The organism is Amycolatopsis sp. VS8301801F10 (assembly GCF_046195355.1).
Classification (GTDB): domain Bacteria; phylum Actinomycetota; class Actinomycetes; order Mycobacteriales; family Pseudonocardiaceae; genus Amycolatopsis.
Map to the genome: position 1 here is coordinate 8399210 of NZ_CP176065.1, position 20410 is coordinate 8419619.

Annotated in this window: 19 protein-coding genes; 7 read left to right on the top strand and 12 right to left on the bottom strand. The window is 70.8% G+C overall.

Features of this window, described 5'->3' with window-relative positions; genetic code table 11:
* Nucleotides 1-95: 95 nt before the first annotated feature.
* The 3 genes from F9C11_RS38465 to F9C11_RS38475 are packed head-to-tail and all read right to left on the bottom strand — an operon-like array spanning nt 96 to nt 3094.
* Nucleotides 96-1385, bottom strand: a complete 1290-nt coding sequence (locus tag F9C11_RS38465) for an adenosylmethionine--8-amino-7-oxononanoate transaminase (protein ID WP_409182254.1) — start codon at nt 1383-1385, stop codon at nt 96-98.
* Between the two features lie 45 nt (nt 1386-1430).
* Nucleotides 1431-2660 carry a cytochrome P450 family protein gene (locus tag F9C11_RS38470; RefSeq protein ID WP_409182255.1) on the bottom strand — a complete coding sequence of 410 codons (1230 nt, stop codon included), beginning with the start codon at nt 2658-2660 and terminating at the stop codon, nt 1431-1433.
* A 26-nt stretch (nt 2661-2686) separates the two neighbouring features.
* Complete coding sequence (locus F9C11_RS38475; protein WP_409182256.1) at nt 2687-3094, bottom strand: SRPBCC domain-containing protein; 408 nt, start codon at nt 3092-3094, stop codon at nt 2687-2689.
* Nucleotides 3095-3147: 53 nt separating this feature from the next.
* Between F9C11_RS38475 and F9C11_RS38480 the strand changes: the two genes are divergently transcribed.
* Nucleotides 3148-3762: a uridine kinase gene (locus F9C11_RS38480; RefSeq protein WP_409182257.1), complete on the top strand. Its 615-nt coding sequence runs from the start codon at nt 3148-3150 to the stop codon at nt 3760-3762.
* A 6-nt stretch (nt 3763-3768) separates the two neighbouring features.
* On the opposite strand, the gene F9C11_RS38485 is transcribed toward F9C11_RS38480, so the two are convergent.
* The 4 genes from F9C11_RS38485 to F9C11_RS38500 all read right to left on the bottom strand — a co-directional run bounded on the left by F9C11_RS38485 (nt 3769) and on the right by F9C11_RS38500 (nt 9711).
* Nucleotides 3769-4926: a glycosyltransferase family 4 protein gene (locus F9C11_RS38485; RefSeq protein ID WP_409182258.1), complete on the bottom strand. Its 1158-nt coding sequence runs from the start codon at nt 4924-4926 to the stop codon at nt 3769-3771.
* A 730-nt stretch (nt 4927-5656) separates the two neighbouring features.
* The gene (locus tag F9C11_RS38490; protein WP_409182259.1) at nt 5657-6718 is read right to left on the bottom strand and encodes a C40 family peptidase; all 1062 of its coding nucleotides are present in this window, start codon (nt 6716-6718) and stop codon (nt 5657-5659) included.
* Nucleotides 6719-7146: 428 nt separating this feature from the next.
* Nucleotides 7147-7368 (bottom strand): hypothetical protein, encoded by a 222-nt coding sequence (locus F9C11_RS38495; protein ID WP_037358162.1) that lies wholly within the window; start codon nt 7366-7368, stop codon nt 7147-7149.
* Nucleotides 7369-8313: 945 nt separating this feature from the next.
* On the bottom strand, nt 8314-9711 hold the full coding sequence (locus F9C11_RS38500) for an NYN domain-containing protein (RefSeq protein ID WP_409182260.1): 1398 nt from the start codon (nt 9709-9711) through the stop codon (nt 8314-8316).
* A gap of 120 nt (nt 9712-9831) precedes the next feature.
* On the opposite strand from F9C11_RS38500, the gene F9C11_RS38505 reads away from it, so the two are divergent.
* The 3 genes from F9C11_RS38505 (at nt 9832) to F9C11_RS38515 (ending at nt 12906) form a co-directional block, all read left to right on the top strand.
* Nucleotides 9832-11550 (top strand): DEDD exonuclease domain-containing protein, encoded by a 1719-nt coding sequence (locus F9C11_RS38505; RefSeq protein ID WP_409182261.1) that lies wholly within the window; start codon nt 9832-9834, stop codon nt 11548-11550.
* A gap of 599 nt (nt 11551-12149) precedes the next feature.
* The gene (locus F9C11_RS38510) at nt 12150-12434 is read left to right on the top strand and encodes an Lrp/AsnC family transcriptional regulator (protein ID WP_409182262.1); all 285 of its coding nucleotides are present in this window, start codon (nt 12150-12152) and stop codon (nt 12432-12434) included.
* Nucleotides 12435-12453: 19 nt separating this feature from the next.
* The gene (locus tag F9C11_RS38515; RefSeq protein WP_409182263.1) at nt 12454-12906 is read left to right on the top strand and encodes a GNAT family N-acetyltransferase; all 453 of its coding nucleotides are present in this window, start codon (nt 12454-12456) and stop codon (nt 12904-12906) included.
* A 62-nt stretch (nt 12907-12968) separates the two neighbouring features.
* Here F9C11_RS38515 and F9C11_RS38520 read toward each other — a convergent pair whose 3' ends face one another.
* Genes F9C11_RS38520 through F9C11_RS38535 form a run of 4 tightly spaced genes read right to left on the bottom strand, consistent with a single transcriptional unit; the run spans nt 12969 to nt 17275 of the window.
* Complete coding sequence (locus F9C11_RS38520) at nt 12969-14630, bottom strand: cytochrome b (protein ID WP_409182264.1); 1662 nt, start codon at nt 14628-14630, stop codon at nt 12969-12971.
* Nucleotides 14627-15778: a ubiquinol-cytochrome c reductase iron-sulfur subunit gene (locus F9C11_RS38525; RefSeq protein WP_409182265.1), complete on the bottom strand. Its 1152-nt coding sequence runs from the start codon at nt 15776-15778 to the stop codon at nt 14627-14629. Before F9C11_RS38525 ends, F9C11_RS38520 begins: the two co-directional genes overlap by 4 nt.
* On the bottom strand, nt 15775-16593 hold the full coding sequence (locus tag F9C11_RS38530; protein WP_037358179.1) for a c-type cytochrome: 819 nt from the start codon (nt 16591-16593) through the stop codon (nt 15775-15777). Before F9C11_RS38530 ends, F9C11_RS38525 begins: the two co-directional genes overlap by 4 nt.
* A 55-nt stretch (nt 16594-16648) precedes the next feature.
* Nucleotides 16649-17275 (bottom strand): heme-copper oxidase subunit III, encoded by a 627-nt coding sequence (locus F9C11_RS38535; RefSeq protein ID WP_009074819.1) that lies wholly within the window; start codon nt 17273-17275, stop codon nt 16649-16651.
* A gap of 107 nt (nt 17276-17382) precedes the next feature.
* Here F9C11_RS38535 and F9C11_RS38540 point away from each other — a divergent pair, with 107 nt between their 5' ends.
* The 3 genes from F9C11_RS38540 to trpD all read left to right on the top strand — a co-directional run bounded on the left by F9C11_RS38540 (nt 17383) and on the right by trpD (nt 19332).
* Entirely contained in the window at nt 17383-17808 is a 426-nt protein-coding gene (locus F9C11_RS38540) for a ribonuclease E inhibitor RraB (protein WP_409182266.1), read from the top strand.
* 61 nt (nt 17809-17869) lie between these two features.
* Nucleotides 17870-18283, top strand: coding sequence for a hypothetical protein (locus tag F9C11_RS38545; protein ID WP_409182267.1), 414 nt, complete (start codon nt 17870-17872; stop codon nt 18281-18283).
* Between the two features lie 5 nt (nt 18284-18288).
* Nucleotides 18289-19332 (top strand): anthranilate phosphoribosyltransferase, encoded by a 1044-nt coding sequence (trpD, locus tag F9C11_RS38550; RefSeq protein ID WP_409182268.1) that lies wholly within the window; start codon nt 18289-18291, stop codon nt 19330-19332.
* Nucleotides 19333-19385: 53 nt separating this feature from the next.
* Here the strand turns inward: trpD and F9C11_RS38555 are convergent, their stop codons facing one another.
* Nucleotides 19386-20351 (bottom strand): GlxA family transcriptional regulator, encoded by a 966-nt coding sequence (locus tag F9C11_RS38555; protein ID WP_409187073.1) that lies wholly within the window; start codon nt 20349-20351, stop codon nt 19386-19388.
* Nucleotides 20352-20410: the final 59 nt, after the last annotated feature.

Consider the following 20410-nt stretch of genomic DNA (forward strand, 5'->3'; position numbering starts at 1 on the left):
ACTCTATGGAGTGGATATTTATCGAATAACCCACGATCGGGTTGCGTGACCAGCCAAGATCCACTACGGCCAGCCACACAAAACCCGAAGTAACCTCAGGCCTTCGCGGCGGCGGCCCGCATCGCCGACGTGATCACCGCCAGGTCGTCGTCGGTGCTGACATACGGCGGCATCGTGTAGATCAGGTTCCGGAACGGACGCAGCCACACGCCTTCGGCCGTCAACACCTCGGTCGCGACCCCCATGTCCACCTCGTGATCCAGCTGCAGCACGCCGATCGCGCCCAGCGCCCGCACGTCCACGACGTGCGGCAGCTCCCGGGCCGGCTCGAGTCCTTGGCGCAGCGCGGTTTCGATCCGCGCGACATCGGCCCGCCAGCGCCCTTCCGCCAGCAAGCCGAGCGAAGCGTTGGCGACCGCCGAAGCCAGCGGATTTCCCATGAACGTCGGGCCGTGCGCGAGCACCGGAAGCTCGCCGCGCGCGATGCCGTCGGCGATTTCGGGCGTGCACAACGCGGCGGCCATCGTGAGGTAGCCGCCGGTCAGCGCCTTGCCGACGCACAGCACGTCAGGCGTCACGCCAGCGTGCTCGGCCGCGAAAAGCTTTCCGGTACGGCCGAATCCGGTCGCGATCTCGTCGAACACCAGCAGCACGTCGTGTTCCCGGGTCAGCTCGCGCAACGCGCGCAGGTACCCGGGATGGTGAAACCGCATGCCGCCCGCGCCTTGCACCACGGGTTCGACGATCACCGCGGCCAGTTCGTCCGCGTGCTGCTCGATCGCCTTCGCCAGTTCGTCCACATAGGACTGATCGACCGGGGTGCCGAAGCCGGAAGGCGGTGCCGGCACGAAAACCTGTTCCGGCAGCACTCCGCGCCACAGCGAATGCATGCCGCCGTCGGGATCGCAGACACTCATCGGCGTGAACGTGTCGCCGTGGTAGCCGCCGCGCCAAGTCAGCAGCCGGTGTTTGCCCCGCAGCCCGCGGGAACGCTGGTACTGCAGGCACATTTTCACCGCGACCTCGACCGAAACCGAGCCCGAATCGCACAGGAACACGTGCTCGAGCCCGTCCGGGGTGATCTCGACCAGCGTCTTCGCGAGCGTGATCGCCGGTTCGTGGGTGAGCCCGCCGAACATCACGTGGCTCATCCGCCCGGCCTGGTCCGCGAGCGCGGCGTCGAGCACCGGGTTGCGGTAGCCGTGCACCGCCGCCCACCAGGACGACATGCCGTCGACCAGTTCCCGTCCGTCGGCGAGCTTCAACCGCACCCCGCTCGCCTCTTCCACGAGCAGGGCCGGCACGCGGCTCGGCATCGGCGCGTAGGGATGCCACACGTGCGCGGCGTCGAGGGCGAGGAGGTCGGCGGCAGCACTGGATTCCACCCGCCGACCCTAACCGGGCGGCGGGCGGGCCCGCAGTGAGAGCCGCTACTGTCCGTTCGGCCGCACCGGCAGCGCCAGCACGCCGTGCACCAGCGAACTCGGCCGGTAGACGATCTCCTCGGCCGGCACGGCCAGGCTCAGCTTCGGGAACCGCGCCAGCAGCGAGCCGAGCGCGATCTGCGCTTCCAGCCGGGCCAGCGGCGCGCCCACGCAGTAGTGGATGCCGTGCCCGAACGCGAGGTGCCCGCCGGGCGGCCGGGTGACGTCGAGCGTGTCCGGGTCGGGGAACTTCTCCGGGTCCCGGTTGGCCGCCAGCAGCGAAATGTTGAGGAACTCGTCGGCCGGGATGGTGACGCCGCCCGCCTCGACGTCCTCGACCGTGTAGCGCAGCGTCGCGAAGTTGATCGGCCCGTCGAACCGGAGGAACTCCTCGACCGCGCCCGGCAGCAGGCTCGGGTCGGCGCGCAGTTTTTCCGCCTGTTCGGGCGCGCGCAGCAACGCGAACACGGCGTTGGCGATCAGGTTGACCGTGGTCTCGTGCCCGGCGATCAGCAGCAGGAACGCCATCGAGATCAGCTCGTCCTGGTCGAGCGAATCGCCTTCGTCGCTGGCGTGCACGAGGTCCGAAAGGAGGTCTTCGGCCGGTTCGGTGCGTTTGCACTCGACCAGCTGCAGCAGGTAGGTCTGCATCTCGGTCGCCGCCGCGGCTTGGGATTCCTCGTCCGCGGCGAACGACAGCAGCGTGTGCGACCAGGCGGTGAACTCGCCGCGGTCCTCGACCCGCACGCCGAGCAGCTCGCAGATCACGGTGATCGGCAGCGGCTCGGCGAACGCCTGCACCAGGTCGACCTGCTCGTGCCCGGCCATCCCGTCGAGCAGCGAATCGGCGATCTCCTGGATCCGCGGCCGCAGCCGGGAGACAGTGCGGGCGGTGAACGCCTTGTTCACCAGCTTGCGCAGCCGGGTGTGGACCGGCGGATCGCTGTTGAGCATGTGCCGGGTGAGCAGAGTGCTGAAGTCCGGCCCCTGGACGTCCTGGCCGACCTTCGCCGCGACCACGCGCGCCACGTCCGAGCTGTCCTTGCTGACGCGCGGATCGTTGAGCAGCTCGCGCGCCTGCTCGTATCCGCTGACCAGGTAGGACGGGATGCCGCGCCGGGCGATCATCGGGCACACCGCGCCGGATTCGCGCCGCTGCGCCAGCCATTCGTGCGGACTCTGCCAGAATTCCTCGTCCGCGAAAGGGAGTTCTTCCGTCCGTTCGTCGACGCTCACTGCTGCGACCCCCCTGTGCGGTTCGGTCAGCGTTCGGCCAATGCCGCCTCGACGCGCTCGACCACTTGTTTCCAATATGCCCGCTGCTCGGCCTTTTCCGCCACGTCCGCGAGCTGTTCCTGGCGGATCTTCAGCGTGCTGCGCCTGCCGAGATCCGCTACCTCGAGCTCCAGCACGGAATCGTGGTCCCAGTCCGGCGGACGCCAGGTGAGCCGCAGCCGATCCTCGGAATAACTGCGGATTTCGCCGATGGTGCCGTGTTCGGTCTCGTATCCGGCCCCGCGTTCGCGCGGCAGCTCGACCCCCGGGCCGAGCCAGATCTCCACGCCGTCCCCCGTCAAGAACTCCCACACCCGGCTGCCCGGGTACGGCATCGTGCGGGAAACGGCTGTCTCCCAACCACTCCGCCCGGTCTTGCCCTCCTCGTTGGCCATGCCGCCATCATGGCATCGGGGACCGACGGAAACCGGTGCGGGATCATGCGATCGTGCGCTATCGCCCGATTTCCCCCGCCGCCCTCGCCGCCGAGCTGACCGAACGCGTCGACGCGCTCACTCACCTGCGGCGAATCGCCGTCGCGATCGACGGAGCGGCCGGAACGGGCCCGCTCGCCGAGGCGCTGACCGGCCCGCTGAAGCTGCTCGGCCGGGCCGCTCTGCACGTGCCCGCCGCCGGGTTTTTGCGACCAGCGTCACTCCGTTTCGAGCACGGCAAACAAGATCCGGACGCGCGGTACACAGATTGGCTCGATGTGGGCGGGCTGCGCCGGGAAGTCCTGGATCCGCTCGCCGACGGCGGAAGCGGAGAAGTGCTGCCGGCGCTGTGGGACGCCGAACGCGACCGCGCGACCAGGCTGCCGCGCGTCCCGGTGCCGGAACGCGGCGTCGTCCTGGTCGACGGGGAATTCTTGCTGGGCGCGGGATTGGCGTTCGATTTCGTGGTGCATTTGTGGCTTTCGCCGGGTGCGCTGCGTCGCCGGGTCTCCGATGAATGGGCGCTGCCCGCCTACGAACGCTACGAGAACGAGGTCGACCCGAGCGCCCTCGCGGACGTCGTGGTCCGCATGGACGACCCTCGCCACCCCGCCATTTACGAACCCTGAGCCGGTTCAGCGCACCGCTGCCACCGGATCGCCGTCCAGGAGCGTCGAGAGGCGCTGCGCCATCGTGTCCCAGCGCCAGTTCTCCGCGACCCAGGAACGGCCCGCCTCGCCCATCCGGCGGGCGCGGCCCGGGTCGGACAGGAGGGCGGACAGGGTCTCGGCCAGCTGCCCCGGGTCGCGCCCGTCGACCACGTGACCGGTCACCTCGTCCAGCACCGCCTCCGGCGCGCCGCCGGACGTGCCCGCGACCACCGGCAGCCCGGTCGCGGACGCCTCCAGGTAGACGATGCCGAGCCCTTCCACGTCGAGCCCCTTGCCGCGCGTGCGGGCAGGCATCGCGAAGACGTCGCCCGCGTTGTAGTGCGCGGGCAGTTCCTCCCACGGCACCGAGCCGGTGAAGACCACGTCGTCGGCCACGCCCAGCGCCTCGGCCAGCTGAGTGAGCCGCTTGCGGTAGGGACCGCCCCCGACGAGCAGCAACGCCGCCCCCGGCACCCGCTCGCGGATCGCGGGCAGCGCGGAAATCAGCATGTCCTGCCCCTTGCGCGGAACGAGCCGCGAAACGCACACAACGGTCGGCCGGTCCCCGAGCCCGTGCCGAGCACGAATTTCCTCACGACCGGCCGGGTCGGGCGCGAAAACCGTGGTGTCGACCCCGCTGGGGAGCATCTCCAGCCCAGCATGCCGCCCGAACGCGGCGGCGAACCGGTTGCGCGTGTACTTGCTGACGTACGTGACGACGTCGACCGTCTCGCCGATGCGCCGCAGCGCTTGCCGCGAGCCCGGCAGCATCGACCAGCCGACTTCGTGCCCGTGCGTGGACGCGACGATCCGCCGCGCGCCAGCCTGCCGCAACGAATGCCCAAGCAACGCAAGCGGCGCGGCGGCCCCGAACCAGACGGCCTCGCAGTCGCGAGCGCGCATGATCTGCTTCGCCCGCCGCAGGACGTCGGGAGTGGGCAGCATCAACGACGTCGGATGCCGAACGACCTCGAACGGCGCGCCCGCGTCGAACTCGACGTGCGATCCACTGCTGCGCTCCCAGGACGGCGCGTAGACGACCAGCTCGTCCGCGGGCAGCCGGGTAGCGAGGGAATTGAGGTAATTCTGAATGCCCCCGGGGCGCGGCGGGAAGTCGTTCGTCACGAGCAGGGTCCTGAGCACCCCCGCAGGCTACCGACGAGAGGTTGAGCGGCAGCGGCCCGGTGAAGGCAGAACGTCCGGTCAGGCGACGCGGGGCGCGCCCAGCCCCGGCTCCGCGACGACGAACCCGACAGCACCGCTGACGGCACCACCCGCTTCATCGGGACAGCACCGCGCCTGCGGCGTCACCCCGGTGAACGCAAGAACACCCCAGCTCGGCGGCCCGGCGCTCGCCCACGCACCGAATCCGCAACTGCGCATCCGACGACACCGCCAGCGGCAGGCACCCGTCCACAAACCACCGAGACGACACCGCAGTCGCGACACCGCCCAGCGAAAACAAAACACCCGGCCAGGCGACCCGGCACACCCCCGCAACCGCGAAACCCGACAACACCGCCAGGGGCACGCACCCCGCCCACAAACCACCGAAGCGGCACCACAGTCGCGACACCGCCCAGCGAAAGCAAGAACACCCAGCCCGCTGGCACGGCGCGCGCCCACGCACCGACTCCCGCAACTGCGAACCCGACGACACCGCCAGCGGCAGGCACCCAGCCCACAAATCACCGAAGCGGCACCGCAGTCGCCCCCCCCCCGGCGAAAGCAAAACACCCAGACGGCCGCCACTCGCCCTGTTGGCCCCGCAGCTGCGAAACCCCCGACACCACCAGCCGCACGCACCCGGCACACAAAAACCGGGGCGGCACCGCAATCGCGGCACCGCCCCGGTGGAAGCGAGAACGTCCGGTCAGGCGACCCGGCGCGCGCCCACGTACTGGCTCTGCAGCGGCGAGATCTTGACGACGTCGCCGGTGGTCGGCGCGTGCACCATCATCCCGTTGCCGATGTACATGCCCACGTGCGAGACCGGCGAGTAGTAGAACACCAGGTCGCCGGGCTGCAGCTGGCTGCGCGGGACCGGCGTGCCGGTGGTGCTCTGCTCGCGGCTCGAGCGCGGCAGCGAGATGCCCGCCTGCCGGTAGGCCCACTGCATCAGGCCCGAGCAGTCGTACGAGCTGGGCCCGGTGGCGCCCCACTCGTAGGGCTTGCCCCGCTGGCTCAGCGCGGCCTGGACCGCGGCCGCGGCGGCCGGGCCCGCGTTCGCGAGGTCCACCGAGACGTCGCCGCCGGTGTCCTTCTGCGCGTTGCGGTCGGACGCGCTCAGCAGCGGCTGCGTCCTCTTCAGCTCGGCGACCTGGTCGTCGAGCGTCTTCTTCTTGGCCGTGATGTCCTCGGTCAGCTTCGCCGCCGCGTCGCGTGCCGCGGTGGCCCGCTGCGCGGCGTCGGCGGCCAGCTTCTCGGCGGCCTTGGCCTGGTCGACCGCGCCCTGGAGCTTCTCCAGCGCGGCGGCCTTCTGCGAGGCGATCTGGTCCAGCGCCGACGAACGGTCGAGGAACTCCTGCGTCGACGTGCCCGCCAGCAGCGCGGACAGCTTGTTCATCTGCACGCCGGACAGGAACGACGCGTTCGCGAACTTGTCGACGTCGACCTTGTACTTCTTCTCGTTCTCGGCGGCCTGCGCGGCGAGGTTGTGGGCGTTGCCCACGTCTCCGTTGGCCTTGTCGAGGTCGCCCTGACGGGCGGCGAGGTCGTCCTTGGCCTTGAGGAGGTCCTCGTTCGCCTTCTCCGCCTGCGCCGCGAGGTCGCGGTACCTGGCGAGAGCGTCCGAACCGGAGTCCGGCGGGGCCTGGAGGACGGGGAGGGGGGAAGCGGCTGCGGTGCCCGCCGGCTGCGCCACGGTGACGATTGCGATCACCGAGGCGGCCGCGAGGGCGCCTGACACCACGCGCTTGACTGGATGCGACTGCACGGCCGCGCGGGTCTCCTTTGCTCGTCGGGCCGCCGTGGCCGGAACCCCGGCGCGGAAGAGGTCGGGGGCCCTCTTCGCGCACGCTGTCCGTCCGCGTTCCGGCCGTCGTGTTCCACAACAGCTTTCCCGCGCACGGTGGTTGGTTCCGGTCCTGACTCCCCGACAAAGCCGAACCGGCGGCGATCCCGCGTCGCCGTCGTCCGACAGCTGCCTGGCGCGAGATCTCGGCCAGGTTACGAAAAGACCGTCGGCGCGTCCACCGGGCCCCCCGTAAAAACTCTCCGTAGTCCGCCGAAACACCATCGGACCAGCACGGCAGCTCAATGTGACATGGGTCATACCCTGCGGCTGCACAAACGAGCCTCTCGACTACTTACCGTTCACCGCACCGAGGCGACCGCTCGGCGAGCCAGTGTCACCCACTGGTGTCACGCCGACCTACTGTCAGTCTCCGGAACCAGGCGCAGCCGCGGCACCATCCCCGCCTCGGCGAGCGCGTCGACAGCCCGCCGCTCGTCCGCGTCCCAGACAAGGCCGACCGGCGGCCCGAGCAGCACGCTGACCACGCAATCGGCACACGCCGCCCCGCGCACCGCACACCGGTCGCAGTCGACGACGAACGTGTCGATGTCCTCGACCGCGACGTCCACCGCACCGGCTGGCCGCCGCTCTTCCCTTTGGGAGGCAACGGATTTCGCCCGCCGCGCGCTTCGGGCCGCCCCTGGACGCTGCCGTGCCGCGCGCCGGGGCCGGGCTGGGTCGGCCAGTTCGTCCTCGCCCCGCGAGGCCGCGGGTTCCTTGCTATCAGGGGCATCCAGCCGCCCGCGCTCCCCGCCTCGCGACTCCGCAAACTCCTCAATGCCAGGCGCATCCAACCGCTCGCCCTCGCCGTCTGACGAGCCCGCAGACTCTCCAACATCAGACGCAAACAGCCGCTCGCGCTCCTCGCCCCACGACTCCGCGGCCCCCTCGACGCCAAGCGCACCCAACCGCCCGCATTCCCCGCCTCGCAAGCCCACAGCGTCCCCAACACCAGGCACATCCAACCGGCCGCACTCCCTGCCTCGCGAGCCCGCAAACTCCCCAACACCAGGCGCACCCAACCGTTCTCGCTCCCCGCCTGACGATCCCGGCGAAGCAGACGCCTCCACCGCGCCCCGCCGCACCTGCTCCCCACCCGGCCAACCCGAGCCAGCCACTCCCGCCGCACGCCCGGCGGAGCCAGCCGAAACGCCGCTTTCCCGGCGCGCCTCCAGATCCCGGTCCCGTGCCTGCCCGGTGTCCGGACTCACCCCAGTGGCAAGACTCACCGCCGAATCCACCCCGCCCGGGTGACCGCCCGGGTGACCGCCCCGGTCCGGCGGCCGGGACAGCTCAGCCGCGCCACCGGCCCGATCCCCGGGATCAGCCGCGGCGCGAACTCCCTCGCCAGCCGGGTCCGCCAACGCGCCATAACCGAACTCGAACCGCTTGTTCTCGACCACCGCCGAGCCTCCGTCCGTCCGCGAGGCCCCGGACCGGTTCCGGGAATCGCCTCGGGAACAAACGGTAGGAAGCACCACCGACAATTTCGGGAGCCGAACGTCGCGGCAGGCTCAGACTCGACCCAATCGGCTGACCAGCACCGCCGCCGGAGCGGGGTGCGCGCCGGCCGCTCGGACGGAATCCGCCACCGCCCGGTCGGACGTCGCGACGACCATCGGGCGGCCCTTCGGCTCGGCCGCGACCAGCGACCGGATCACGTCGTCGGCAAGCACGCCACGCTCGGAAAACAGCACTCGCACCCCGCGCGGCACCGCGGCGGGCACCGACAGCACGCCGGCCCCGTCGAACACCACCGTGACCTCCGCCGACGTGCGCGCCGCGAGTGCCGAAAGCTGGTGCACCAGCCGGTCTCGCTGGTCGGCCAGCGCCAGCTCCGGATAACCCGTTTTGGTGACGTTGTAGCCGTCCACGATGAGGTGGACGTTCGGCAGCGCCAGATGCCGGTCGAGGGCCGTGACGTCCTGGATCCGTCCGCCCGGGCCGAGTCCGGACCGGGCGCCTCTCACCATGTCGGCGGGCCGCGCGCCGCGATCGCCCAGAGCGAGTTCGCGGCGCAAACCGTGCACGGCGCCGTCGATGGTGTCCACCAGCAACGCCAGCCGGACCTCGTCGGCCTCCCTGGCTTCGCGCGCCGACTGCCGGGCCAGCTCCGCGTCCGCGACCGCCCGTTCGGCACGGGCGCGTTCGGCGGCGACCCGGCGGCGTTCCCGTTCGAGCTGCGCGTTCAGCATCTCGATTTCGCGTTCCCGCGCCGCTCCCCCGTCGGCCAGCTCGGCACGCGCCGCCTCGGCCGCGTCCTTGGCCTGCCGCAGCAGCACGCCTTGCTCGCGCAGCCGGCGCAGCAGCTTCTCGACCTCGGCCTCGCGTTCGCCGCGCGCGCTCTCGACCGCTCCGCGCGCCTCCTCCAGCTCGGCCCGCAGCTCGGCGATCTCGGCTTCCAGCCGCTGGTTCCGGGCCAGCGCCGCGTCCCGCTCAGCGCGCAGCGCGGTTTCCTCGGCGTTCTTCGCGACCAGCCGCACGCGCCCGGCCGCACCGGATTCGCCGAGCAGCACCGCGGCGGCAGCGGCCGAGACGGAATCCGAAACGTTCGGGTCCAGCGCGTCGGTCCGGTGCTCCCGGAGCCACTCCAGGACCGCCGTCCGGAACTGCGCCGAATCCCCCAGCGCGGCCAGCAGCGCGGTGCCGCCGAGCTTCGCGCGCTTGGCCGGGGCGAACTTCGCGACCGGCCGCAACTGCCGGGGCACGTCCGCGACCGGCAGTTTCGCGACCGCGGCCGCGGCCAGTTCGGCGATCCGCTCGCGCACCGCCTCCGGCAGGCTCGTCCACGTCGCCGGTTCCGGACACGTCCCCGCTTCCGCGGCCTCGGGGTCGTCCTCCGCCCGCGCCGGAACCGCCGAGGGGCCGACGGCCTCCGCGGCTTCCTCCGGTTCGACGGGCTGAGGGTGCATTGGTCCAGGGTAGGCCCCGCCGCCGGATCCCGCGCCGCACCGGCCCGTTCCGCTGGTCACCATCCGGCCGCGGACGGCGCGCGCCGAGATTGTCGGTGGTGGGTCCTACTGTGCGCGATCATGGAGACCCGACCGAGGCCGGCCCAGGCTCAGCTGGCTTTCGACGAGCTCGGCACCCCGCTGCGGGACACCACGTTCGTCGTGTTCGACCTCGAGACCACCGGTGCCAAACCAGGTCCGGACGGCATCACCGAGATCGGCGCGGTCAAGGTCCGCGCCGGACAGGTGCTGGGCGAGTTCGCGACGCTGGTCAACCCGGGCACGCCGATCCCGCCGCAGATCGTCGAGCTGACCGGGATCACGCAGGCGATGGTCTACGACGCGCCGCGGATCGAACGCGTGCTGCCCGCGTTCCTGGAGTTCATTTCCGGCACGGTGCTGGTCGCGCACAACTCCGGTTTCGACACGAGCTTCATGAAGGCCGCCTGCGAAGGCCACGGCTACGTCTGGCCGCGCCCTACGGTCATTTGCACGGTGAAGCTCGCGCGCCGGGTCATTCCGAGGGAAGAAGCACGCAGCTACCGGTTGTCGTCGCTGTCCATGCTGCTCGGCGCGCGCACCCGGCCGACGCACCGCGCGCTCGACGACGCCCGCGCCACCACCGACGTCCTGCACGCGCTGCTGGAGCGCGTCGGCAACGTCGGCGTGCACACCGTCGAGGAGGTGGTCGACTACCTCCCGGACGTCACGCCAGCCCAGCGGCGCAAGCGCAACCTCGCCGCCGACCTCCCGTCGCGGCCCGGGGTGTATCTCTTCAAGGGACCGCGCGACGAAGTCCTGTACGTAGGCACCGCGCGCGACCTGAGACGGCGCGTGCGGACGTATTTCACCGGTTCCGAGAGCCGGGGCCGGATCCGGGAAATGGTCGCGCTGGCGGAGCGTGTGGACGCCATCGAGTGCGCGCATTCCCTCGAAGCGGAGATCCGCGAGCTGCGGTTGATCGCCGCGCACCGGCCTGCCTACAACCGGCGCTCGAAAAACCCGCACCACGCCTGGTGGATCAGCCTCACCGACGAGGCTTTCCCGCGGCTTTCCGTGGTACGCCTGCCGCGCGCGGGCACGCTCGGGCCGTTCCGCAGCCAGGCCGACGCGCGCACCGCCGCCGAAACGCTCGCCGACGCCTCCGGCCTGCGCACCTGCACGCAACGCATCTCCGCCACCGCCGCGTCCGGCACCCCGTGCGTGCTGGCGGAACTCGGCCGCTGCGGAGCGCCGTGCGCGGGCAGGCAGACCGTCGACGAATACTCCCCCGCCGTCGAAGCCGCCCGAGGACTCATCGCAGGCCACGACGGCCGTCCGCTGCACCTGGCCGCGGCGAGGCTGGAGGAGATGGCGGAACGAAGGCATTACGAACAAGCCGCCCGCCACCGCGACGAACTGGCCGGATTGGTCCGAGCCGTCGGCCGCGCGCACCGGCAGGCCGCGCTCGCGTCGGTCGCGGAACTCATCGCCGCCGCCCCGGACGGCAACGGCGGCTGGGAGCTGTCCGTCATCCGCTACGGCAGGCTCGCCTCCGCCGGGGTCGCGCGCCGCGGGGTACCGCCGATGCCGGTGGTGGAATCCCTGGTCGCCGCAGGGGAAACGGTGCTGCCCGGGGACGGTCCGCTGCGTGGCGCGCCTGGGGAGGAGGTCGCGATCCTGCTGCGGTGGCTGGCCCGGCCTGGGACGCGGCTGGTCCGCACGACCCGGCCGTGGGCAGAGCCCGCCGCGGTCGCGGGATGGCAATCGTGGCTTGCCCGGGTCGCTGATGCGCGGTCTCTCGAGCACGTCGCGGGCTGAGCCGCCCCCGCAGCGGCCTGCTCGGCATCGTGCCGCAGGTCGAGGGCCTCATCGCCGCAGGGCAAACCGCTCCTTGCGCAGCGCGAACTGGCGAGAAGGCCGGGACCGGCTCGCCCAAGGACCCGCCTCGTCCGCACGACCCGGCCGTGGGCCGAGCCCGCCGCCCTCCAGGGATGGCAATCGTGACTCGCCCGAACCGCCGAAGCGCGGTCTCTCGAACACGTCGCAGGCTGAGCCGCCCCGCAGCGGCATGCTCGCCACCGCACGGCAGGACGAGTACCACATCGCCGCAGGGCGAACCTCTCCCTGCGCAGCACGCCTGGCAGGAGGTCGGGATCCTGCTGCGGTGGCTGGCCCGGCCTGGGACCCGGCTGGTCCGCACGACCCGGCCGTGGGCCGAGCCCGCCGCGGTCGCGGGATGGCAATCGTGGCTCGCCCGGGTCGCTGATGCGCGGTCTCTCGAACACGTCGCGGGCTGAAGCGCCGAGAAGCCGGAACCGGCCGCCCCTGAAACACGGTGCACCGCAGCGGCGTGCTCGGGCGCGTTCCCGGCTACGATCGCGCTCGACGAGTTACCGCCAGCAACCGGGAGGAACCCTGTGATCACGGCGATCGTGCTGATCAACGTAGAGGCCGAGGAAATCCCGCAGGCCGCGCAGACGATCGCGGATCTCGACCAGGTGTCCGAGGTCTACTCGTGCGCCGGGGACGTCGACCTCATCGCCACCGTGCGCGTGCAGGCCCACGAGGACCTCGCCGACCTCATCCCGGGGCGGATCGGCAAGGTTCGCGGCGTGCTCGACACCGTCACCCACATCGCGTTCCGGTCCTACTCGCGTGCCGACACCGACTCCGCGTTCGAGATCGGCGTCGAAGGGGCCTGACCGCGCTACCGTACTTCGCATGACGACCCCGAGACTGGTCGAAGTCACGGTCGACAACGTCGAAGACGCCTGCGAGCTCAAAGTGGCGAAGCACCAGCGGGACTATGTGGCCCCGGTCGCCTGTTCGCTCGCCGAAGCCTATGTCCAGTACGACATCGCCTGGCCGAGGCTGATCTACGCCGGGAAGAAACTCGTCGGCTTCGTCATGGCCGCCTTCGACCCGGACAATCCGACCGACTACTACCGCTCCTACCTCTGGCGGCTGAACATCGCCGCCAAACACCAGAAAAAGGGCTACGGACGGTTCGCGGTCGAAGAGGTGCTCGCCGAGGCGCGCCGCCGCGGCGCCGAGTCCGTGACGGTCAGCTGGATGCCGGGCAAGCACAGCCCCGGGCCCTTCTACGAGCGGCTGGGCTTCCAGCCGACCGGCGAAATGGACGACGACGAGATCGTCGCCCGCATCCGGCTCTAGCACAGCGAAGAAGGCCCCTCCCTCGTGATGAGGAAGGGGCCTTCCGGCGTTCTGCGTGGGGCTCAGTGCCCGGAACCGACCTCGGTGGTCGACTCCTGCGAGCCTTCGAGCTTCCCGTGCCCGCTCCCGTGGCCGTTGCCGCGGGCGCGCTCGAGCGCCTTCGTCTCCTCCGCCGGGTCCGGGGTCCAGAACGAACCCGGGACGGCGGTGCCCGCGGTGCCGAGCTTGTTCATCTTCTTCGGCACCGCCGCGCCCTGGTACTCGAGCGGGATCGCGTGGCCGTGGCTGTCCGTGCCCGCCAGCGGCTGGTGGATCTCGATGAACTCGCCGTGCGGCAGCCGCTTGATGATGCCGGTCTCGACGCCGTGCTCCAGCACCTCCCGGTCGGACCGCTGCAGGCCCAGGCAGATCCGGTAGGTGAAGAAGTACGCCAGCGGCGGCACGATCAGCACGCCGATGCGCCCGGCCCACGTCGTCGCGTTCAGCGAGATGTCGAACTGGTCGGCGATGATGTCGTTGAAGCCGGACAGCTCGAGCATCATGAAGAACCCGAGCGCCATCATGCCCAGCGAGGTGCGGACCGGTGCGTCGCGCGGCCGCTGGAGCAGGTTGTGGTGCGCGTTGTCCTTCGTCAGCTTGCGTTCCAGGAACGGATACGTCAGCAGCAGCGCGAACAGGATCGGCATGCCGAGCCCGCCGGCGAAGAACACCGCCGGGACCGTGTAGTTGCCCAGGTACAGCTCCCAGGCGGGCCAGATCCGGAGGATGCCGTCCGCCCAGGCCATGTAGAAGTCCGGCTGGGACCCCGCCGACACCATCGACGGGTTGTACGGCCCGAAGTTCCACACCGGGTTGATCTGGAACAGGCCGGACATCAACGCCAGCACGCCCACGACCAGGGTGAAGAACGCGCCGCCCTTGAGCGCGAAGTACGGCATGATCCGCACGCCGACGACGTTGGTCTCCTTGCGCCGCACACCGGGGAACTGGGTGTGCTTCTGGTACCAGACCAGCGCCAGGTGCGCGCCGATCAGCGCCAGCATGATGCCCGGGATCAGCAGGATGTGCAGCGTGTAGAGGCGCGGGATGATCTGGTCGCCGGGGAACTCCCCGCCGAACAGCGCCCAGTGGATCCAGGTGCCGATCACCGGCACCGACAGCACGATGCCGGACAGGGTCGCCCGGATACCGGTGCCGGACAGCAGGTCGTCCGGGAGCGAGTAGCCGAAGAAGCCCTCGAACATGCCCAGGATCAGCAGCAGGCCGCCGATGACCCAGTTCGCCTCGCGCGGCTTGCGGAACGCGCCGGTGAAGAAGATCCGGAGCATGTGCACCATCATCGACGCGACGAAGATCAGCGCCGCCCAGTGGTGCAGCTGCCGCACGAACAGGCCGCCGCGCACGTCGAACGAGAGGTCCAGCGTCGTCTTGAACGCCTGGGACATCTGCATGCCCTGCATGTTCGTGAAGCTGCCGTGGTAGGTGACCTCCTGCATGGAGGGGTCGAAGAACAGCGTCAGGTACACCCCGGACAGCAGGATGACGATGAAGCTGTACAGGGCGATCTCGCCCAGCAGGAAGGACCAGTGGGTCGGGAACACCTTGTTCATCTGGTGCCGCAGGCCCTTGGCCAGCTTGTACCGCTGGTCCGCGTTGTCCGCGGCCTCGCCCAGGTGCTTCTGGAGTGCGCTCGTGCCCTTGGTCGGCGTGGTGAGTGAACTCATGACTTACGCTCCCAGAAGGCCGGTCCGATGGCCTCGTTGAAGTCGCCCTTCGCGATCAAGTATCCCTCTTCGTCAACCGTGATCGGAAGCTGGGCCAGCGGACGCGTCGCCGGGCCGAAGATCGGCTTCGCGTAGTGCAGGGCGTCGAACTGCGACTGGTGGCACGGGCAGAGGATGCGGTTCGTGCGCTGCTCGTACAGGGAGGTCGGGCAGCCGACGTGGCTGCAGATCTTCGTGTACGCGTAGTAGTCGCCGAAGTTGTAGTCCTCCTGGCCCTTGCGCTTGACCACGCGCGCGGCGTCGGTCGGGCGCAGCCGGATGAGCATGACCGGGTTGTCGACCCGCATCAGCGCGGCGGCGAGCTTCTTCTCGTCGCCCTTCTCCGACTCGCGGTACGGGAAGACCGTCTCCATCGCGCCCGCGTCGAGGTCTTCGGCCTTGACCAGCGCGACGCCGTTCTTGACGTCCTCTTCGAGGTTGCCGGTGTTGCGGCGCAGGTAGACCTTCTCGCCCGGGAAGTTCGGCTGCCAGCCGGTGTGCCAGAGGCCGTCCTTGTTCTCGGTGTCCTTCCACGGGTCCTTGATGAAGGACGCGATCGGAAGGGCCGCCACCGCGAGGCCGAGCGCGCCCGCGCTGGCTCCGGCGGTGCGCTTGATCAGCGACCGGCGGGCGATGCCGTTGCGGGTCCCGGCGTCGGCCAGGTGGGCCAGGATGGTGGCCCGGTCGACCTCCGCCGACGGGCCGTCGCTGCGCTGCTGCACCGCGACCTCGTGCGGGACGAACTTCTTGGTGTAGAGGATCACGCCGATGCCGAGCGCCAGCACCGCGAGGCCGAGCGTGACGCCGAGCGCCGGGGTGTACAGGCTGTACGTCGCGTGCCCGCTCGGGTCGCTCGGGTCCTTGTACTCCCACCACTTCGGCCAGGCCATCACGACCACGAACGCCAGGCCGGCGAGCGCGGACAGGGCGAACCAGAACGCGACGTGGCGCTGGGCGCGCCGCTCCGCGCGGGTGTCCTTGACCGGCCACGGCTCCGGGTACTCGACGATTTCGACGCCGTCGAGCTGACCGCCGAGCTTGAGCAGCTCGTCGCGGTCCATCTCAGCCAGCTCCGCCTCCGAGGGCGGCTTGGGCCCTTCGGCACTCATGCCTTCGATCCAATCCACAGCGTAATGCCGACGAGAGCGGCGATTCCGACGACGAAGGCGATGACGCCTTCCGAGGCGGGGCCGACCCCGCCGAGACCGTTGCCGCCCGGGTCGTTGTTGCCGTCGGACACCGACTTCACGTAGGCGATGATGTCCTTCTTCTCCTCCGGGCTGAGCTGCCGGTCGGAGAACTTCGGCATGTTCTGCGGCCCGGTGAGCATCGCGTCGTAGATCTGCTCCTCGGTGGCCGGGTCGAGCGGCGGCGCGTACTTGCCCGCCGACAGCGCACCGCCGCGGCCGGTGAAGTTGTGGCACGAGGCGCAGTTGAGGCGGAACAGCTCGCCGCCGCGCGCCGGGTCGTTGCCGCGCAGCGCTTCGCCGCGCTCTTCCGGACGCTGCGCGCCGCCGCCGTGCGCCTGCACGTACGCGCCGACCGCGTCGATCTCGCTCGGGGTCAGCTTCGGCGGCTTCCGCGCGACCTGCGCCTCCTGGCGCGCCGCGGGCATCCGGCCGGAGGAAGTCTGGAAGTAGACGGCCGCGTCGCCGATGCCGATGAGGCTCGGACCGCGGTCCTTGACGCCCTCGAGGTTCGCGCCGTGGCATTCGATGCAGGTGTTGTTGTAGACCTGCTCGCCCTGGCGCAGCAGCGCCGGGTCGCCCTGTGCCTGCGCGGTCTGCGGTTCCGGGGCGAAGACGGCGTACAGGGCGCCGGCCCCCACCAGGGCGACGCCGAGTGCGAGCACGCCCGCGAGGCGCCTGCGCATCTTCGAGCGCGCGCGGAACCGGCGCTCCGAGGATTTGGTGCTGGTGGTCATCTTGCGGCAACCCTTGCTGTCAGTTCAGGCCGTTTTGTGGTGGGCGGTGCGGAGATCAGGGGAGGATGTAGATCACCGCGAAGAGGCCTACCCACACGATGTCGACGAAGTGCCAGTAGTACGACACGACGATCGCCGAGGTGGCCTGCGCCGGAGTGAACTTGCTGAGCTTCGTGCGGACCAGCAGGAACACGAAGGCGATGAGCCCGCCGATCACGTGCAGGCCGTGGAAACCGGTCGCGAGGTAGAACACCGTGCCGAACGGGCCGGACGGGATCGTGAGCCCCTCCTCGACCAGGTTGTGGTACTCGTTCGCCTGCCCGAACACGAAGATCGCGCCCATGATCAGCGTCACGATGTACCAGCGCCGCAGGCCGTAGACGTCGCCCCGCTCCGCGGCGAACACGCCGAACTGGCAGGTCAGCGACGACAGCACGAGGATCACCGTGAACGGGATCGCGTACGCGACGTTGAGGTGGAACTCCTCGCCGTGCAACGGCGGCGGCCAGGACGCCCCGGCCGGGTTCTGCGCCTTGACGGTGAAGAACATGGCGAACAGTCCGGCGAAGAACATCAGTTCGCTGGACAGCCACACGACGGTGCCGACACTGACCATGTTCGGCCGGTTCAGCGAGTGGACCCGCTGGCTGATGGTGGGAGCTGCCGTTGTCACGGATCGCATTATGTCCTCTCGCGACGGCACCCCGCCCGCCGGGTCTGCGGCGGGTCGTGGGAGCTTCGCGTCACACCCGCGCGCGAGGCGCGGGCCGGCGGCGGAAGGAGCTACTGGTGAGTTGGCTGGAGAAGCTCCGTGACCTGGCGAGAAAGCCGGGAAAAGCGGTTCTCGACCCGGACGCGCCCGGTCTGCGGACCGTCGTTTCGGCGTTCGATCCGGCCGTCGCGGACTCGGCGGTGCTCGCCGATTCACCCGGCTGGGCAAGCGAAGCGCCCGCGGTGCTCGTCCATCACCTCGTGCTTCCGGCGGACCGGATCGAAGAGGCGGCGGCGATTCTCGCGCAGGACGGCTACGACCTGCGCGAGCAAAGCCGCGACGGCGACCGGGTGCTGGCGCACGCGCGGCGGGTGCAGGTGCTGGACGCCCTGCACTGCGCCCAGGAACGGTCCCGGATGGCCGGGCTGGCGCAGCGGCTCGGCGGCGACGCTCCGGGGTGGGAGGCTCGGCAACCGGGTGACTCGCCCACCGCGTCCGCGTGAGATGCGTCTCGGCCGATACGATCGCGGCTGTTCCACCCGTGACGAGACGGAGGCGTGCTCAATGAGCGAGCAGTCCCAGCGGATCCTGGTGTTCAGCCACAAGGCCGAGGTCCGCGAGGCGATCATGAACGCCGTCGGCAGGCGCCCGGCGGCCGACCTCGGCCGCGTCGAGTGGGTCGAGGCGGCCGGCATCGCCGACGTGCTCGCCGAGATGGACGCGGGCTCGGTCGACCTCGCGATCCTCGACGGCGAGGCGCAGCCGACCGGAGGCATCGGCCTGACCCGCCAGCTCAAGCACGAGATCGACGACTGCCCGCCGATCGTCGTCGCCGTCCGCCGCCGCGACGACCGCTGGCTCGCCACCTGGGCGCTGGCCGAGGCCGTGCTGGTGCACCCCCTCGACCCGCTGACCGCGGCGGAAACCGTCGCCGGCGTGCTGCGCGCCGGGCGGGTCCCCGCCGTCAACGGCGGCTGAGCCCGGTGGGCGCCACCCAGCACACCTGGCCCGCGCTGCTCACCCGGCTCATCGCCGGCGAGGACCTGTCCGCGGAGGACACGGCGTGGGCGATGGACCAGATCATGTCCGGCAGCGCCGGGCAGGCGCAGATCGGCGGCTTCGCGGTCGCGCTGCGCGCCAAGGGCGAAACGCCCGCGGAGATCTCCGGCATGGCCGACGCGATGCTGGCGCACGCCCGGCGGATCACGCTGAGCCGTCCCGCGGTGGACATCGTCGGCACCGGCGGCGACCGGTCGAATTCGGTGAACATCTCCACGATGGCGACGATCGTCACGGCGGCGGCGGGCGCGCCGGTGGCCAAGCACGGCAACCGGAGCGCGTCGTCGAAGTCCGGCGCGGCCGACGTGCTGGAAACCCTCGGCGTGAAGATCGACCTGCCGCCGGAAGCGGTGCTCGCGTCGCTCGAGGAGATCGGCATCGGGTTCTGCTTCGCGCCGGCCTTCCACCCGGCGTTCCGGCACACCGGCCCGCCGCGGCGCGAACTGGGCGTGCCGACCACGTTCAACCTGCTCGGCCCGCTCACCAACCCGGCGCAGCCGCAGAGCGCGCTGATCGGATGCGCCTACGCCGACAAAACCCGTGCCCTGGCGGAGATCTTCGCCACCCGCGGCATGTCGGTGCTGGTAGCCCGCGGCGACGACGGCCTCGACGAGATCACCACCACCACGACGACGTCGGTGCTGGTGGTCTCCGGCGGCACGGTGACCGAACGCACCCTCGACCCACAGTCGCTCGACATCCCGCGCGCCACCGCCGAGGACCTGCGCGGCGGCGACGCCGCGGCGAACGCGGAGGTCGTCCGGGAACTGGTCAGCGGCAAGACCGGCCCGGTGCGCGACGCGGTGGTGCTGAACGCCGCCGCCGCGCTGGCCGCCTTCACCGGCTTCTCTGATTCGCTCGAGGACGATCTGGCGGCGGGCCTGGACCGAGCACGCCAGGCCATCGACAGCGGTGCGGCAGCGGCGCTGCTGGACCGCTGGATCGCGTTCTCCTCGGCGGAGCGCTGACCTCGACGCAGCCAACGTCGGTGAGGGGGACCCTGATTCCCTCGGGGTTCCCCTCACGGACTTCTGCGGAAGGCGGTCCGGTAAGCGCTGGGCGTAGTCGAGCGCAGCCGCGAGAACTGGTGCCGCAACGCCGCCGCGGACGCGTACCCGCACGCCACCGCGATGTCCTCCACCGAGAGCGAGCCCTCCTCCAGCAGCGCCTGCGCCCGGTCGAGGCGGCGTTCGGTCAGCCAGCGGTGCGGAGTCGTCCCGGTCGCGGCGGAGAACCGGCGCAGGAACGTCCGCTCCCCCAGTCCGCTGCGGCGGGCCAGCTCCGCGACGGTGAACGGCTGGTCCAACCGGCGTTCCACCCATTCGAGCGCTTCGGCGACCACCGCGTCGTCCGGCGCGGCCGTCGCGGGCACCGGGGCCTGCACGAACTGCGCCTGCCCACCGGCGCGGTGTGGTGCGGCCACCATCCGCCGGGCCAACGCCGTCGCCGCCGCGACTCCGCGCAACCGCCGCACCAGGTGCAGGCACAGGTCCACCGCGGCGACCGTCCCGGCGCTGGTGAACACGCCGTCGTCGTCCGCGTAAAGCGCTTGCGGGTCCACTTCCGCGGCAGGGAACAACCGGCGGAATTCCGGTTCGTAGATCCAGTGCACTGTGCAGCGTCGACCGTCCAGAAGCCCCGCGTAGCCAAGGGAAAACACTCCCGCGCAGAACCCGGCCACCCACGCGCCGCGCTCCCGGGCGGCGCGCAACGCGTCCAGCAACGGCTCCGGCGGCGGCGCGGTCCGCGGTGCTTGGGTGGGCACAATCACCAAATCGGCGGACGCCGCGAAGCTGAGATCGCGCAGTCCGGACAGGCCGAATCCGGACCAGCTGGCCACTTCCGCCCCGTCCGGCGAGCATACGCCGAAGTCCCACCCGGGCATGCCGTCCGCGCTGCGGTCGGTGCCGAACACCTCGCACGCGACCCCCAGCTCGAACGGCGAAACCCGGTCCGCGAGCAGCACGGCCACCCGGTGCACGTCCATGCCGGCCAGCATGTCACAAGTTTTGCGGTCATTGTCATCTCTGACACTGGTTGAGCGTC